We start from the raw sequence: 16,073 nt of genomic DNA, 5'->3' as shown, positions 1-16,073 counted from the left end.
AAGAGTATTCAATACCCCTTCAATGGGGTATTTTCTTTTTGATAAATCCTAAATCCACGGTTGTTGTAGAGTATGACAGCCTTGCGGTTCACCAAAATTCCCGTCACTTCCGTACCTAGCGACAGCTTAAATTGTTCTTCGGCGCCGGATTGGAAGTCCACAAGTCGGATGGAGTCTTTTTCCACCAAAAATAAATAGCCCTTCCAGAAGCTTAGACGGCCATTTGGGAATACTTGCAGCCTTTTGATAAAATTTCCTTGGTTGTCAAAAATGTAAATGCCCTGGCCGGCAATGTTAAGAAAGAGCAGGTTTTGATGCTCACGGATATCGAGGACGTCAAGGCTGGTATTTTCCAACACAAGGTTCAAAGGCTGCTGCTGCAAAATCCGGCGGGTGCGAAAATCAAATTGCTTGATCGAGAGATCTGTTTCATCAAGGATCCAAATGATATTGTTGTTTCCCAATGTTACGGCTTTGGCCAAGGCGATATTCTCGGCTGGGATCTTGTTTTCGGAGATTGGGTTGATAAAACGGTCCAAAATCCGGTATTCCTGCAGGTCAGTGGAAAAAGTGAAGATATTGACTGTCCAAAATGCTTCCAATTGTGTAAGTCGACCCTGACGGGGAGGGGAGAAGTTGTTGATGCGCTGCCCAGAGAGATTGTATTGGTAGAGGTTTCCCTCAGGGTCGGCGACAAACAAAAAATCTTGGTTATCAAGAGAGATTTTGTCCAAACGCGGAAATTCCACGGCGACAAAATCACCCCATTCAGATTCCTGGGAGGACGCTTTTCCACTACCAAGAGCGAGAAAAAGTAGCAACAGCGCTTTTATCCTTGCCATTTTTCCAATTTGAATTCTTTTCCGTCAAATACTCCGTAGGTGAAATTGTTGATCCATTCGCCTAGGTTGAAGTACCTCGATTTGTTTCCTACAGGCAATTCCAAGGGCAAGTGTCGGTGGCCAAACACGTAATAATCAAAATGCTTGCTTGCTTCCACTTGCTTGCAATATGCCCAAAGCCATTCGTCGTCGCCCTTGAAGGTGTCCTCGTTTTTGGAGTTGTTCGAAATGCGGCTGTTCTTCGACCATTTTTGTGCGATGCGTACCCCCAGGTCAGGATGCAGCCACTTGAACAGCCATTGGCAAATGGGGTTGGTAAAGATTTTTTTCAGGATCTTATATTGGGTATCTCCGGGACCCAAGCCGTCTCCATGTCCGACGAGGAACACCTTATCTTCAATCTTGACTTCAATAGGATGATCAAAAACAGGAATTCCAAGCTCTTTGGTGAAATAATCATCCATCCACAGGTCATGGTTTCCGGTGAAAAAGAATATAGGGACATTTTTGTCGCGCAGGGCTGATACTTTGGCAATGAACTTTACAAAGCCTTTTGGGATCACTTTTTCATATTCAAACCAAAAATCGAAGATATCCCCCACCAGAAATATTGCCGCCGCTTCATTTTCGATGCTGTCCAGCCAGGCAATGATCTTTTTTTCCCTTGCCTTGCTTAGTGTTTCGTTGGGTGCGCCAAGGTGGAAGTCAGATGCAAAAAAAACCTTCTTGTCGTGAATTTTTAAGTTCATGCCTTGAGTGATATCGGCCAAAGATAACAGGAAAGAAAAAAGCCTCCATGAAGGAGGCTTATTTATTCATTGCTGATTGATTCGCTATTGTTTTGTTGGATCCGCCAGTTCCGATTGATCATTGGAATGGGAAATGCCGCTGCCATTGCTGCTGAAACTCACGGTAGAACTGTCAGCAGGGACTTTTTCCCCAGATTCTGCCTTTGGTTCTGCTTCTTCTTTAGCAGCTACCTTTGGGGTTTTCTTGGTGAAAGCCTCGTAGGTGGTTTCCTTCGCAAACGGCCTTTTACCTATCAATCTTTCCAAGTCAGTTTGGAAAAGGATTTCTTTTTCCAACAGCTCCTTGGCCAGAATTTCAAGCTGTTCCCTTTTATGGTTGAGCAGTTCTTTGGTGCGCTCATAGGAGAAAGCCACCAGCTTCCTAACTTCCTCATCGATGGTTTCGGCGGTTGTCTCAGAGTATGGCTTGGTCATCCTGTATTCAGATGATTTGCTGTCGTAGAAGGAAACGTTTCCGATCTTGTCGTTCATACCGTATACCGAAACCATCGAATAGGCCATTTTGGTAACCCTTTCCAAGTCGCTGAGTGCACCGGTGGAGATTTTACCGAAGATGATTTCCTCGGAGGCACGACCGCCAAGGGTCATACACATCTCGTCTACCAATTGTTCGGTTTGGTAGAGGAACTGCTCCTTGGGCAGGTATTGTGCGTAACCCAACGCCGCTACGCCGCGGGGCACGATACTCACTTTCACCAAGGGATCGGCGTGTTCCAAAAACCATCCGGCCACGGCATGACCTGCTTCGTGGTAGGCTACGATTTTCTTTTCCTCAGGAGAAATGATCTTGTTTTTCTTCTCCAATCCGCCAATCACCCTGTCAACGGCATCTTGGAAATCCTGCATATCCACGGCAGTCTTGTTTCTTCGCGCTGCAATCAGCGCAGCTTCGTTGCAGACGTTGGCGATCTCCGCCCCGGCAAAGCCAGGGGTCTGTGCCGCCAATTTCTTGGCATCCACATCATCGGATGTTTTGATTGGCTTAAGATGCACTTTGAAGATCGCTTCCCGACCCACGATATCCGGCTTGTCGATGGAGATTTGTCTATCAAAACGACCTGGACGTAACAGAGCCGAATCCAGTACATCAGGCCTGTTGGTCGCTGCCAGTACGATTACACCGCTGTCGGTACCAAATCCGTCCATTTCTACCAACAAGGAGTTCAGTGTATTTTCACGTTCGTCATTGGAACCGGGCATTTGGCCCTTTCCACGTGAACGTCCGATGGCGTCGATCTCATCGATGAAGATGATACAAGGTGCTTTTTCCTTGGCTTGTTTGAACAGGTCACGAACCCGCGCGGCACCGACGCCGACAAACATTTCCACGAAGTCGGAGCCGGACAAGGTAAAGAAAGGAACGCCTGCTTCCCCGGCCACGGCTTTTGCCAACAAGGTCTTGCCGGTTCCCGGAGGGCCTACCAATAGGGCTCCTTTCGGAATCTTACCCCCGAGTTTGGTGAATTTACCTGGGTTTTTCAAGAACTCCACGATTTCTTGGATTTCCTCTTTCGCCTCGTCAAGGCCTGCCACATTGTCAAAAGTGATCTTGACTTTATTTTCAGCGTCAAAGAGCTGGGCTTTGGATTTTCCCACATTGAAAATCTGCCCACCCGGACCGCTAGGTCCTGCCATACGGCGCATCATAATCCAGAAGAATAGGAATAGGAGAATCAAGAAGCCAAAGCTGGAGAACCAATTTGTCCAAGACTCTTGGGTTTTGGCTGTGTAGCCAATACGGGATCCCTCGGGCATTTTGGATTCCAATTCATTGAAATAATCGATGAATTTGTCTACCGATGCGATCCTGATCTGATAGTGTGGACCAGCGGGATTGTAGAACGGACTATTCGCTTCAAGTTCATTCTTGTACTTGCTGTTTTGCAAGGCCTCGGACTTCAGGCTCACTTCTACCACATTTTGGTTGTAGATCACCATGACCTTGGCCACGTCGTTTGCCAAGTACATGTCCTCGAAATCCTTTAGTTGTTTTTCGATTACGCTATTCCTTTGGTTAAACCAAGTGATGCCTACCAACACGATCACTGCCGCAATGATCAGCCAAAGCTGAAAGTTGGGCTTCTGGGGTGTCTTCGGCATGAAGTTTTTATTTTTATTGTTCTCGCTCATTCTTCCTTATGGATTCAATTGTTTGTAAAACGCTATTTGGGTCGTAAAGTTCAACAGGCGGGTCAGGATTCGATGTGGGTGATCTTTGCATCTCCCCACAACTCCTCCAAGCCGTAGAATTTCCTCCTATCTTTCAAAAAGATGTGGGCTACGACGTTGACGTAATCCATCAAGATCCACTGCTTGTTGGTCTTTCCCTCACTGCGAAAGGGTTTTTCCTTTAATTTTAATGTTGTTTCCTCTATCGAATCGGATATCGCCTCAATCTGCGTGTCCGAGTTTCCAGAACAAATCACAAAAAAATCGGTGAAGGAATTCTTTACGCCCCGCAAGTCCATCACCACAATGTCGGAAGCTTTTTTATCTTCCATTCCTTTTACTATAATTTTGCTCAGCTCTTCTGCTGTCATGTTTTTGTTTGAAGTAATTTTACAAGTTAGGTTTTATCCGATTGCCTGCCAAGCAAAGTTCCATTTTGAGTAGCAAATAACCAATCCCTTATGTATAAAATCCTTGCCAACACGGTTTTTTTGGGAAAAGACATCATTCACCTGACAGAGTGTCACTCGACCAACGATGAAGCACTGAGGCGGCTGAAGGCAAAGGAAATCGCCGAAGGCAGCATCATCATCACAGACAATCAGACGAAGGGACGTGGGCAGCGGGGCAATGTTTGGGTGGTTGAGCCGGGCAAAAACCTGACCTTTTCTATCGTGCTACGTCCAGATTACCTGATGCCTACCGAGCAGTTTTGGTTAAACATGGTCGTTAGCTTGGCGATTTGGGAAACCCTTTCTTCCTATCTGTCGGGTATTTGGGTCAAATGGCCCAATGACCTTGTACACGATCAATCCGGGAAAATCGGAGGCGTCCTGATCGAAAACCTGATCCAAAATACCTCAATCGAGTATTCTGTGATAGGCATAGGCCTCAACATCAATCAAAGGAACTTTTCACTCCCTTACGCATGCTCGATGGCTACACTCGCTGGTCAGGAGTTTGACAAATGGGAGATCTTGAAACTCTTGGTCAAAAACCTGGAGCGCCAATATTTGTTGTTGAAAAAAGGAAACAGGCAGCAAATCAAATCGGACTACCTGCAGCACTTGTTCAGGTCCAGCGCTTGGGCAAGGTACGATGATGGGGAGGAATTTGAAGGAAAAATCCTTGGTATTGAGGACGATGGGCGGCTACGGATCGAGAAGAAAAGCGGATCGGTGCACAGATATGCATTCAAGGAGCTCAGGTTTCTGTGATATTTATTTGAACGAAATGCCTTAACTTTGCCAGCTCAAATTGAAAATCAATCATTTAATTATACAATCATGTCAGAAATCAAATCTGAAAAATACGTGAAGTTCAAGGTGAAGGACATATCCTTGGCCGAATGGGGAAGAAAAGAAATCAAATTGGCCGAAGCGGAAATGCCCGGCTTGATGGCTATCCGTGAAGAATACGGCCCGTCGCAGCCACTCAAAGGTGCGCGTATCGCTGGCTGTCTACACATGACTATCCAAACTGCAGTCTTGATAGAGACTTTGGCTGCTTTGGGCGCAGAGGTGACTTGGTCATCCTGCAACATTTTCTCGACCCAGGACCATGCAGCAGCGGCCATTGCGGCAGCAGGAATATCTGTATACGCTTGGAAAGGAATGACAGCTGAGGAATTTGACTGGTGCATCGAGCAAACGCTGTTTTTTGGAGAGGAAAGAAAGCCGCTCAATATGATTTTGGACGATGGGGGAGACCTTACCAACATGGTATTTGACAACTACCCTGAGTTGATTGCGGGAATCAAAGGTTTGTCTGAAGAGACTACCACCGGTGTACATAGACTATATGAGCGCATGAAAAATGGCACGCTTCCGATGCCCGCCATCAACGTCAACGACTCCGTGACCAAATCCAAGTTCGACAACAAATACGGCTGCAAGGAATCACTCGTTGACGCTATCCGTCGCGCAACAGATATCATGATGGCAGGTAAGGTCGCCGTCGTAGCCGGCTATGGAGATGTAGGCAAAGGCTCCGCAGCGTCACTGCGCGGTGCGGGTGCCAGGGTGATCGTGACCGAAATTGACCCAATCTGCGCGCTTCAGGCCGCAATGGACGGTTTTGCCGTTAAGAGAATGGTCGATGCAGTGAAAGAAGCTGATATCGTGGTCACTGCTACCGGCAACAAAGACATCGTGGTGAAGGAACATTTCCTGGCACTGAAAGACAAGGCGATCGTCTGCAACATTGGCCACTTTGACAACGAGATCGATATGGCTTGGTTGAATAAAAACTACGGACATACCAAAGATGTCATCAAGCCACAGGTTGACCTGTACAATGTGGAGGGCAAAGAAATCATCGTCCTTGCAGAAGGCCGCTTGGTGAACTTGGGCTGTGCTACAGGCCACCCATCCTTCGTGATGTCCAATTCATTCAGCAATCAGACCTTGGCACAGATCGAGTTGTGGAACAATTCCAAGAATTATGAGCCTGGCGTGTATGTATTGCCTAAACACTTGGATGAGAAAGTGGCTTCCCTGCACTTAGCGAAATTGGGCGTCGAACTCGATACCCTTAGGCCGGACCAAGCTGAATATATCGGCGTATCGGTCAGCGGACCGTTCAAGCCGGAGTATTACAGGTATTGATCAAGTTTTAAATTAAATAGAAAAACCCTGGCTGAAAGGCCGGGGTTTTTTGTTTGGAATGTTTATGTGAGGTTTGAAGTTGAATATTTTGCTGTTTCCGGCTTCCTCCGAATTTACTCTAAAATAGGATTTCAAGGTGACTGCACTACTATCACCCGTCCATCCTGTAGCGTCAGCGTAGCGGTCGATTTGCAGGGATTTTCCCCGGTATAGCTGAGGCTGTGTGTAAATGGCTGACCTGTGCCATGGGTGATTACCCAGCTTTCGCTGCCTTGCTTGGGCATCAACGTGCCAGATAGAATACAGGATACGTCATAGTTCCTAAGGGTTCCCTGAGTCATTTTGATAGCCCGACCGGCAATATTTCTCCCTTCGATGGTACCGCCACTGCTGAACTGGGTTAAGGTGGAATTTTGTAAAGTCACTTGGTGGACGAAGGAGCCATTTAGCCGAGAGCTGGAGTTTTTCTCGTTACGGATGATGAGATTTTCGAAGATTTCGGTACGACGGTTGGGGTTTGCAATGCTCGTTAGCCGGCGAAATTCCCGAAGGCCTTCGATGGCATTTCCTTTGAAAGAGTAATTGTCATACGTAAGCACCACACTGGATTCAAGCACACTTCGGGTAATGTATTGCAGTAGGATTCTGCCGGTTCTTGGGGTATTTGCATTGTTGGTGCAGGTCGACTTGGCCGAAAAAACCAAGCTGACAGTTCTATTTGCATCGTTGACCGTGATATCAGGACATCCGGGCAGGATGTCGGGATTGACCGTTTTGAAATAATCAAAGCTCTGAAGCGCAAAGAAGAGCGACTCTTCCAGGCTTTGGGTGATGCGAAAGATTTCCATCCCTTCCACCTGTTGGTCGGTGCTGATGTTTTTTTCGGCATCTCCAAGGCAGGCAGTCAGCAATAGCATCGCAAAGGAAAGAAGGCTTTGTCTTGTCATTCTTTTCAAATCAGGACAAATCTAAACGCTTTCGGGGATTTGCACCACGCTTTGTCGGATGCTGGTTTCCAACTTTTTTTTCCATGGCGTATTGTCTATCTTCAACGGCAATTAAACCCAAATCATATGTCTTACGCAGATGGAATGTTGAAAGAAGGTGCCCTGAGGGGCAAAACAATATTGGTGACCGGCGGCGGGACCGGACTCGGGAGGTCCATGGGAACCTATTTTTCTAAACTAGGCGCTACGCTTATCATCACCAGTAGAAAGCTCGATACCTTGACCGAAACGGCTAAAGAGATCGAAACACAAACGGGAGGTAAGGTTCTCGCCCTTGCTTGCGATGTGCGGGATATCACCCAAGTGGAACAAATGTGGGCAGACGCGGTCGCCTTGACCGGAAGGGTCGACGTGGTGCTCAACAATGCTGCAGGAAATTTCATCAGCCCGACGGAACGTCTCTCAACCAACGCCTTCAACACGGTTTTGGACATTGTGCTAAAGGGTACTTCCCAAGTAACCTTGACGGCGGGAAAGCATTGGATCAAAGAAAAACAACCTGGTACATTTCTCAATATCGTGACCACTTATGCATGGACCGGATCGGGATATGTGGTGCCTAGTGCCGCGGCGAAGGCTGGCGTCTTGGCAATGACGCGGTCTTTGGCAGTGGAGTGGGCCAAATATAAAATCAGAAGCAATGCCATTGCACCGGGCCCATTTCCAACAGAAGGAGCTTGGAGTCGCCTGTTGCCGGGGGATTTGGTCAAAAAATTCGATCCTGCCAAAAAGGTACCCGTGGGTAGGGTAGGCGACCATCAGGAATTGGCGAATTTGGCAGCGTACCTCGTGTCGGACTTTTCTTCCTATGTGAATGGCGAAGTCATCACGATCGACGGGGGAGAGTGGCTGATGGGAGCCGGAGAATTCAATAACCTTGAGGCCATTCCTCAGGAAATGTGGGACATGCTCGAGGCTTCAAGGGGAAAAAAGCCATGAGCCCCAAAGTGATTTGGGGCTACCTGAAGGCAAAATGGAAAATCAGAAATCTATAAAAAAGCCCTCCCAGCAGATTGGGAGGGCTTTTTTATTTGTCTTCCTTGAAAACAGGTGCTTTCTTGAATGGCAGCAACATGGTATTGTCCCAGGTCGCCAAGACTTTGGAGACATTGCCGTCATCCAAGGCAGTGGTCTCAATGATGTACCATCGAGTGTTTTTTTCGGTTCCCACGGCGATGACATTCGTTTCGGTGATCACCTTTCCGCCAGGGACTTTGGAAACAGTCGTTACGGGGACGATTGCGTGGGTTTCTTCTCCTGTGACGACCTGTTGGACAGCAGGTTTGGTTTTGTACTCTTGGAGAATGAAACCTTTTTTCTTTTGGGTTTCCTGAATTTGGATCAAGGCTTTTCGGACGTTGTCTAGCCCTCCGGCTTTTTCTACCACGTCAGGGTAAGTATAGCCCAGCATCGTTTCATAGTCTTCACAAAGCTTGGCATTGAAGTAGGCGGCTACTGCATCCTGCACGTCTACTTCATTTTGTGAATAGGAGAAATGGTTGATTCCCAGAAAAATGGCCAGAATCGCCATCCGGATTGTTGTTTTTTTCATTGTACTCGCTTTTTGGGTGATGAGCGAAAATATACAAAAGATGTATTTGCCAAAAGCGTTAGTCGGATTTTTCCCTTATTTTTCACAGGGAAGCGACCATATAGTACAGTGGAAAACCCAATGTGATATTAAACGGGAAGGTCACCGCCAAGGCCATTGGGAGGTAGATTCCGGGATTGGCTTTTGGCACGGCAATTTTCATCGCAGCAGGTACAGCGATGTAAGATGCGGAAGCTGCCAATATGGCCATGATAAATCTGTCTCCGACCGAATTGCAGCAGAATTGGCTCGTATAGGCGACTATGGTGCCGTTGATGAGTGGAATAATGACAGCAAAAGCTGCCGTGAACTTGCCGGACTCCAGAAAATCCTTCAATTTTCTACCGCTGGAAATTCCCATATCGAGAAGGAATATCGCCAAGAAACCCTTGAAAATATCAGTAGTGAACGGCTTGATACCCTCCGCTTCTTTTTCGCTCGCCAAAAATCCGATCAATAAACTGCCAAGAATCAATAGCACCGAGCCATTGGTAAAAGCATGGTGGATTACGCTTCTTACCTTTACACCTGTTTGGCTTTCTTTGCTAAATATCTTGATCAGCAATACCCCGATAATAATCGCAGGCGCCTCCATCAAGGCCATGATCGCGACCATATAGCCATGGAAAGCCTGTTGTTGCATTTCCAAAAATGATACGGCGGTTACGAATGTTACGGCCGAGACAGAACCATATGCAGCTGCGATTGCCCCCGCATTTTCAATGCTAAATCTTCTTTTGAGTATAAAAAACGTGTAGAATGGGATCAAGCAGGCAACCAAAATCCCATAGACAACTGAGGAAATAATGCTCCACGAAAATGTACTGTGTGCCAACTCTTGTCCTCCCTTGAATCCGATGGCGAATAAGAGGTAGAGTGAAATAAATTTGGAAGAATTTTGGGGAATCTCAAGATCACTTTTGATCCGGACTGCCAAGACACCTAAAAGGAAAAAGAGGAATGCGGGGTTGGTGAAATTGTCCAACAGAAGCTGAATGTTCATGAAAGTTGCAGTTCTTGCTGAACGTGAAACTCGATGGATTTTGCTCGGGATTGGTCCGTGAGCATGCCCTTAATTTGGATTTTGTTTTCCTGTATGATCCTGTGCAAGCAAGGTTGTCCCAACATCTGATGCAGTTGGTCCTCGATTACAAACAGGGAAAGTTTTGATAGCTGATGCGAAAGGCTTGAAGCTGCGGAGATTTCGACTTGATGGCGATCAAAAACCTCCGAAATTCCCTTTATCGTATCATTTGGATCCATCTCGGCCTCCTGCATTCCATCGCTCAAAAACTTGGAATGCAGGTCCTGCACAAAATAGACCTCCTTGATATTTTCAGAAATAAGGAAATTGCCCATCATTTCAACAAAAAGCCGGTCCTGGAAGGGGAAAACACCGCCCAGAGCCGTCAAAAATCGGATGTCTTTTTTCGGAAGGCGGCTGTCCAGGAAACTTTGGGAATTGCTGAAAGGACAGAGGAGGATCAAGGTTTTTTCCATTTCTGAAATTTTTTTTTATTTAGATGAAACCTTGTGCAAAATTCTTGAGTTAGATTAATATATTTTTATTTATATTTATAATCTAAAACATAAACGATATTTATGAATTACACATTGCACCAGTTGCACGTTTTTTTGAAGATAACCCAACTCCAAAGCATCACCAAAGCGGCGGAGGAACTGCACTTGACACAGCCTGCGGTCTCGATCCAGTTGAAAAATTTTCAGGAGCAGTTTGATCTTCCTTTGACAGAAGTGGTGGGAAGGAGGCTTTACGTGACGGATTTCGGGAAGGAGATTGCTGTCGCTGCCGAAAAGATCCTCGAGCAGGTCAACGCTATCAATTTCAAGACTGCTTCCTTCAAAGGACAATTGACTGGACGGTTGAAAATCTCGGTGGTGTCTACCGGGAAGTACGTGATGCCTTATTTCCTTTCACAGTTTTTGGAGCAAAATCCCGGCGTGGAACTCAAGCTCGATGTGACCAATAAGGCCATGGTTATCAACGCTCTCGATGAAAATGAGATTGATTTTGCCTTGGTATCCATCCTGCCTGAAGTGATACAATTTGAGAAAGTCGAGTTGATGGAAAACAGACTGTTTTTGGTTGGAGGCAGGGATTTTGAAGTCGATAAGTCTCTTTCTGGAGCCGAGCTGATAGAACAGATTACACTGATTTTTAGGGAACATGGCTCAGGGACGCGGCTGACAATGGAGCGGTTTTTGAAAAACCACAACATTTCGGTTAGGAAGAAACTCGAGCTGACTTCCAACGAGGCGGTGAAGCAGGCTGTCATCGCCGGATTGGGTTGTTCGATCATGCCTCTGATTGGGATCAAAAATGAGTTGAAGAATGGCGATCTTCAGGTTATTCCAGTCGAAGGGTTGCCTATTGTGACCAATTGGAACCTTATTTATCTGAAAAACAAGAAGTTTTCTCCAGTTGCGGATGCCTATTTGACCTTTATTGAAAAACAGAAAACAAGTATCATCAAGAAGTATTTTGACTGGGCGGTCAAGTCTTGAAGTTGAAAAAAATCGAGAATGATATAAGTTTGTTTGGTTTTCCATTGGTACTTTTGGAAATTATTATACTACCGTGAGGCAATTGCTGAAGATATCGCTCCTCTTTTTTTACCTGCTATTTAATGCAGGGATCAGCTATTCCTTGCATTATTGCGGGGAGGATTTTCAGCGGATCAATCTTTTTGCCGATGCCAAAACCTGCTGTCCTTCCCATGAACCGATGTCGGGATGTTGTGACGACGTCTCCAATTTGGAGCTCCCAAATACCGATCAGCAGATTTCTGACCTGTTGGATTTCGAACCCATGGCAATTGATGCGATTTGCCCCGAATTTGGAAACTACGCGATCGCGGTTTCAAAAATTGCGCAAGAATTGACTTTTGGATTTGCCGATTCGTCGCCGCCATCGATACTGAATACACCACTTTTTCTCCTTCACTGCATTTTTTTAATTTGATACATTTCTAAGCGGAAGTGCATTCCGGTTGGGTTTGATACTGCTTTTGGTCTTTTTGACCAAAACTACAAGCATCTTGAAATTCACCCAATCGAACATGTTGGACTTCCCCCTTCCCTGAAAAGCAATTGTGTTATTTTACCATTGGATCAATCAAGATCATGTTAAATCAAATCATAAAATTCTTCCTTGAAAATCGGCTGGTCACCTTCCTTTTGTTGGCGGGTATCCTTCTTTGGGGCATCGTTGTCGCGCCGTTTAAGTGGTCGGTTCCTTTTCTACCTAATGACCCTGTACCTGTAGACGCGATTCCCGATATCGGTGAAAACCAGCAAATTGTATTTACCGAATGGATGGGCCGCTCGCCGCAGGATGTCGAGGACCAAATCACCTATCCGCTCACTACTTCCCTGCTGGGAATGCCCGGTGTCAAGACCATCCGGAGCACTTCTATGTTTGGGTTTTCATCCATCTACATCATTTTCGAGGAAGATGTCGAGTTTTATTGGAGCCGCTCGCGGATATTGGAAAAGCTCAACTCACTGCCTGCGAGTTTGCTTCCAGAGGGAGTCCAACCAAAGTTAGGACCTGATGCGACAGGTTTGGGGCAGGTATTTTTCTACACCCTAGAAGGTCGGGATCCAAGCGGCAATCCCGTTGGTGGTTGGGACCTTCACGAGTTGCGCAGTGTGCAGGACTATTATGTGAAGTATGCCCTAGCTGCCAGCGACGGCGTATCGGAAGTGGCCACTATCGGCGGTCATGTGATGGAATACCAGGTTGATCTGGATCCTGTGGCCATGAAATCCCACCAAATCAGCATGATGCAGGTGATGGATGCGGTGCGAAAGTCCAATTTGGACATTGGCGCCAACACGATGGAGATCAACCAAGTCGAATATATCATCCGCGGCTTGGGCTATGTAAAGACGATCGAAGATATCGAATCCGCTGTAGTTGCAGTCAGCAACAACGTTCCCCTGCGGATACGGGACATCGCCAAAGTAAACATTGGCCCCGCCACTCGGGTGGAGCGTGCGGTCCTTGACAAAGGTGGGGCCGAGGCGGTTGGCGGCGTGGTAGTGGCTCGCTATGGTGAAAATCCCCTACTTGTGATTGACGCGATCAAATCCAAAATCAATGAAATTTCTCCGGGTTTGCCTTCCAAGACGCTTGCTGATGGGACTGAGTCGAAGGTGACGATCGTGCCCTTCTACGATCGATCCGGATTGATCAAAGAAACCTTGAATACGCTCAACGAAGCCATCATTCTCCAGATCCTTATCACGGTACTCGTGATCATGGTGATGGTTTATAACCTGAGGGCGTCTTTTCTGATCTCCGCACTTTTACCCTTGGCAGTATTGATGACCTTCATTTTCATGAAGTATTTCGGGGTAGATGCCAATATCGTGGCACTTTCTGGGATAGCAATAGCGATCGGTACGATGGTGGATTTGGGGATTATCCTCAATGAGAATATCCTCCGTCATTTTGACACCGCATCGGAAGGCAAGAGGAAGCTGGAGGTGATCTATGAGGCTTCTACTGAGGTCGCCTCGGCAATCGTCACTGCAGTGATGACTACGATCGTGAGCTTTTTGCCAGTCTTTACATTGGAGGCTGCCGAAGGGAAGCTGTTTGCGCCGCTGGCTTACACAAAGACATTTGCCTTGGTTGCCTCCCTTATTTTCACCTTGGTGTTTATGCCCATGTTTGCATCTTTGGTCTTTGGGAGAAAGGGGCAAACATTTCCCTATCGTTTGGCACTGCAATGGGCACAGCTGTTGGCCGGAATCTTTCTTGTTTTCTTTTTTCCTTGGGCCGGGATCGTTTTGATTGCCTTCGGGGCAAACGCGTTGGTGCATCATTATTTCCCTAAAAAACTTCAAAACAGCCGGTGGAAAGATCAAATCAACATGTTGATCGCCGTTATCGCAGTGACATTCTTGTTGGCAATTGAATGGAGACCACTTGGATTTACACAATCCCTTTTTGTCAATTTCCTTTTTATCGGCTTGGCGGTAGGCTTGGTCTTGGGCGGATTCAGTTTGTTTTTGAGGTACTATGGAAGGATTTTGACTTGGTGTCTCGATCATGCCCGCGCCTTTCTCCTGATACCATTCGGGCTAGTTTTGCTCGGGCTGAATATTTGGCTGGGATTCAGTACCGTTTTTGGATTTGTTCCAAAGGGTTTTGATCAAATCGGCTGGAACGTTAGGACGAGCACTCTTTGGTCAGGCTTGGTACATACTTTTCCTGGTTTGGGCAAGGAATTCATGCCATCGCTCAATGAGGGCTCATTCCTCCTGATGCCGACTTCCATGCCCCACTCAGGTGTGGAAGCCAATATGCAGATCGTCAAGCAACTTGACATGCTGGTGCAGGCAATTCCCGAAGTGGAAATGGTCGTGGGAAAGGCGGGACGTGCCGAAAGCCCTCTTGACCCTGCCCCGATGTCGATGTATGAAAACATCATCAATTATAAAACCGAATTCCTTCAGGATGAAAACGGGCAAAAGCTAAGGTTCAGGGTAGATAACGATGGGTTTTTTGAATTGAATATTGACGGGAAATCGTTTTGGCACGATCGCGTTTCGGGGTTGATTTGGGACAAGGATTTTCAATACTTGCCGGATTCAGAGGCGAAGGAGATTTCAGGAAAACTAAGACAACATCTTGTACCTGATCCTAGCCGTGGCCAATACTACCGACAATGGAGGGACGAGATTAAAACGGCTGATGACATCTGGACTGAGATCCAATCCCGTACTTCGAATATCCCCGGCGTGACCGCAGCCCCCAAATTGCAGCCTATCGAAACGCGCTTGGTCATGCTGCAGACAGGTATGCGCGCGCCAATGGGATTGAAGGTTTTTGGTCCCGACCTCGAAAGCATAGAATCCTTCAGTATTCAAATCGCCAATGTGCTGAAGGAAGTCCCTTCGGTCAAAGCCGAGGCGGTTTTCGTGGATCGCTCTTTGGGCAAGCCCTATTTGGAAATTGACTTGGACAGAAATGCGTTGGCGCGGTATGGCCTCAACATCTCGGATGTACAGGAAACCATTGAGGTTGCCGTCGGGGGCATGGCCTTGAGCACGACTGTGGAGGGCAGGGAGCGTTATTCGATACGCGCAAGGTATGCTCGGGAATACAGGGACAACTCGGAATCATTGAAACGAATTCTTGTGGACACACCATCTGGAGGTCCGATTCCCTTGGGACAGCTTGCCGCGATCAACTATCGACCGGGGCCGATGATGATTCGCGGGGAGAATACCTTTCTGGTCGGCTATGTGATGTTTGACAAGCGGGATGGTTTTGCCGAAGTGGCGGTGATCGAAAGCTGCCAAAATCTGATCAATGAGAAAATCAGGACGGGCGAACTCCAAGTGCCCGCGGGGGTCACCTTTGTATTTTCCGGTACTTATGAAAATCAGGTTCGGGCAGAGAAGCGCCTCGCTTTTGTAATTCCACTTTGCCTCGCGGTGATTTTCCTGATCCTGTATTTCCAGTTTAGGTCCACGGCCTTGGTTATAATGGTTTTCTCGGCGATCGCCATGGCGTTTGCAGGGGGGTTCATGATGCTTTGGTTGTATGGACAGGCTTGGTTTCTGGATTTCGACCTTTTTGGTACCAATATGCGGGAACTCTTCCAAGTGCGCACATTCAATTTATCTGTGGCAGTCTGGGTTGGTTTTATTGCGCTTTTTGGGATTGCGACAGACGATGGGGTGGTCATGGGAACCTACCTGAAGCAGAGTTTTGACCAAAACAAACCCCGGTCAAAGGAAGAAGTCAAGGCAGCTGTTTTGGAGGCAGGATTGAAGCGGGTCCGACCATGTTTGATGACTACTGCGACGACACTGTTGGCATTATTGCCGGTGCTGACGAGCGCAGGTCGGGGTTCGGATATCATGATTCCGATGGCGATTCCCACATTTGGTGGGATGACGGTGGCCTTGATTTCCCTGTTTATCGTCCCTGTTCTTTTTGGGAAATACAAGGAATGGGAATTGAAAAGGGAGGCAAAGCATGAAGGTGTTTGATGGAGTTTTGGCAGAAA

General features: G+C 47.0%; 14 protein-coding genes. 6 read left to right on the top strand and 8 right to left on the bottom strand.

Going from position 1 to position 16,073, the window contains the following annotated elements:
- Positions 1-8: 8 nt before the first annotated feature.
- The 4 genes from L0U89_RS15225 to rsfS form a co-directional block, all read right to left on the bottom strand.
- Positions 9-842, bottom strand: a complete 834-nt coding sequence (locus L0U89_RS15225) for a TolB-like 6-bladed beta-propeller domain-containing protein (RefSeq protein WP_234862306.1) — start codon at positions 840-842, stop codon at positions 9-11.
- Positions 830-1,591 (bottom strand): UDP-2,3-diacylglucosamine diphosphatase, encoded by a 762-nt coding sequence (locus tag L0U89_RS15220; RefSeq protein ID WP_234862305.1) that lies wholly within the window; start codon positions 1,589-1,591, stop codon positions 830-832. Before L0U89_RS15220 ends, L0U89_RS15225 begins: the two co-directional genes overlap by 13 nt.
- 84 nt (positions 1,592-1,675) lie before the next feature.
- A complete protein-coding gene (ftsH, locus tag L0U89_RS15215) occupies positions 1,676-3,781 on the bottom strand; it encodes an ATP-dependent zinc metalloprotease FtsH (RefSeq protein ID WP_234862304.1) in 2,106 nt (701 codons plus the stop codon).
- Between the two features lie 62 nt (positions 3,782-3,843).
- Positions 3,844-4,191: a ribosome silencing factor gene (gene rsfS, locus L0U89_RS15210; protein WP_234862303.1), complete on the bottom strand. Its 348-nt coding sequence runs from the start codon at positions 4,189-4,191 to the stop codon at positions 3,844-3,846.
- Between the two features lie 90 nt (positions 4,192-4,281).
- On the opposite strand from rsfS, the gene L0U89_RS15205 reads away from it, so the two are divergent.
- Both L0U89_RS15205 and ahcY read left to right on the top strand, forming a co-directional pair.
- The gene (locus L0U89_RS15205; RefSeq protein WP_234862302.1) at positions 4,282-5,037 is read left to right on the top strand and encodes a biotin--[acetyl-CoA-carboxylase] ligase; all 756 of its coding nucleotides are present in this window, start codon (positions 4,282-4,284) and stop codon (positions 5,035-5,037) included.
- Positions 5,038-5,106: 69 nt separating this feature from the next.
- Positions 5,107-6,426, top strand: coding sequence for an adenosylhomocysteinase (ahcY, locus tag L0U89_RS15200; RefSeq protein WP_234862301.1), 1,320 nt, complete (start codon positions 5,107-5,109; stop codon positions 6,424-6,426).
- A 131-nt stretch (positions 6,427-6,557) separates the two neighbouring features.
- Here the strand turns inward: ahcY and L0U89_RS15195 are convergent, their stop codons facing one another.
- Complete coding sequence (locus L0U89_RS15195; protein WP_234862300.1) at positions 6,558-7,373, bottom strand: hypothetical protein; 816 nt, start codon at positions 7,371-7,373, stop codon at positions 6,558-6,560.
- A 126-nt stretch (positions 7,374-7,499) separates the two neighbouring features.
- Here L0U89_RS15195 and L0U89_RS15190 point away from each other — a divergent pair, with 126 nt between their 5' ends.
- Positions 7,500-8,372 carry an SDR family oxidoreductase gene (locus L0U89_RS15190; protein WP_234862299.1) on the top strand — a complete coding sequence of 291 codons (873 nt, stop codon included), beginning with the start codon at positions 7,500-7,502 and terminating at the stop codon, positions 8,370-8,372.
- 88 nt (positions 8,373-8,460) lie between these two features.
- Here L0U89_RS15190 and L0U89_RS15185 read toward each other — a convergent pair whose 3' ends face one another.
- From L0U89_RS15185 to L0U89_RS15175, 3 genes are all read right to left on the bottom strand, one after another.
- Positions 8,461-8,985, bottom strand: coding sequence for a hypothetical protein (locus L0U89_RS15185; RefSeq protein ID WP_234862298.1), 525 nt, complete (start codon positions 8,983-8,985; stop codon positions 8,461-8,463).
- 82 nt (positions 8,986-9,067) lie between these two features.
- Positions 9,068-10,027, bottom strand: a complete 960-nt coding sequence (locus L0U89_RS15180; RefSeq protein WP_234862297.1) for a sodium-dependent bicarbonate transport family permease — start codon at positions 10,025-10,027, stop codon at positions 9,068-9,070.
- Positions 10,024-10,524, bottom strand: a complete 501-nt coding sequence (locus L0U89_RS15175) for a hypothetical protein (RefSeq protein ID WP_234862296.1) — start codon at positions 10,522-10,524, stop codon at positions 10,024-10,026. Before L0U89_RS15175 ends, L0U89_RS15180 begins: the two co-directional genes overlap by 4 nt.
- 102 nt (positions 10,525-10,626) lie before the next feature.
- On the opposite strand from L0U89_RS15175, the gene L0U89_RS15170 reads away from it, so the two are divergent.
- The 3 genes from L0U89_RS15170 (at position 10,627) to L0U89_RS15160 (ending at position 16,056) form a co-directional block, all read left to right on the top strand.
- Positions 10,627-11,550, top strand: coding sequence for a LysR family transcriptional regulator (locus tag L0U89_RS15170; RefSeq protein ID WP_234862295.1), 924 nt, complete (start codon positions 10,627-10,629; stop codon positions 11,548-11,550).
- 73 nt (positions 11,551-11,623) lie between these two features.
- Positions 11,624-12,007 (top strand): HYC_CC_PP family protein, encoded by a 384-nt coding sequence (locus L0U89_RS15165; RefSeq protein ID WP_234862294.1) that lies wholly within the window; start codon positions 11,624-11,626, stop codon positions 12,005-12,007.
- 161 nt (positions 12,008-12,168) lie between these two features.
- Positions 12,169-16,056: an efflux RND transporter permease subunit gene (locus tag L0U89_RS15160; protein ID WP_234862293.1), complete on the top strand. Its 3,888-nt coding sequence runs from the start codon at positions 12,169-12,171 to the stop codon at positions 16,054-16,056.
- Positions 16,057-16,073: the final 17 nt, after the last annotated feature.

The organism is Mariniradius sediminis (assembly GCF_021491425.1).
Taxonomy (GTDB): domain Bacteria; phylum Bacteroidota; class Bacteroidia; order Cytophagales; family Cyclobacteriaceae; genus Mariniradius; species Mariniradius saccharolyticus.
This window is presented reverse-complemented; position numbering and strand designations above follow the sequence as displayed.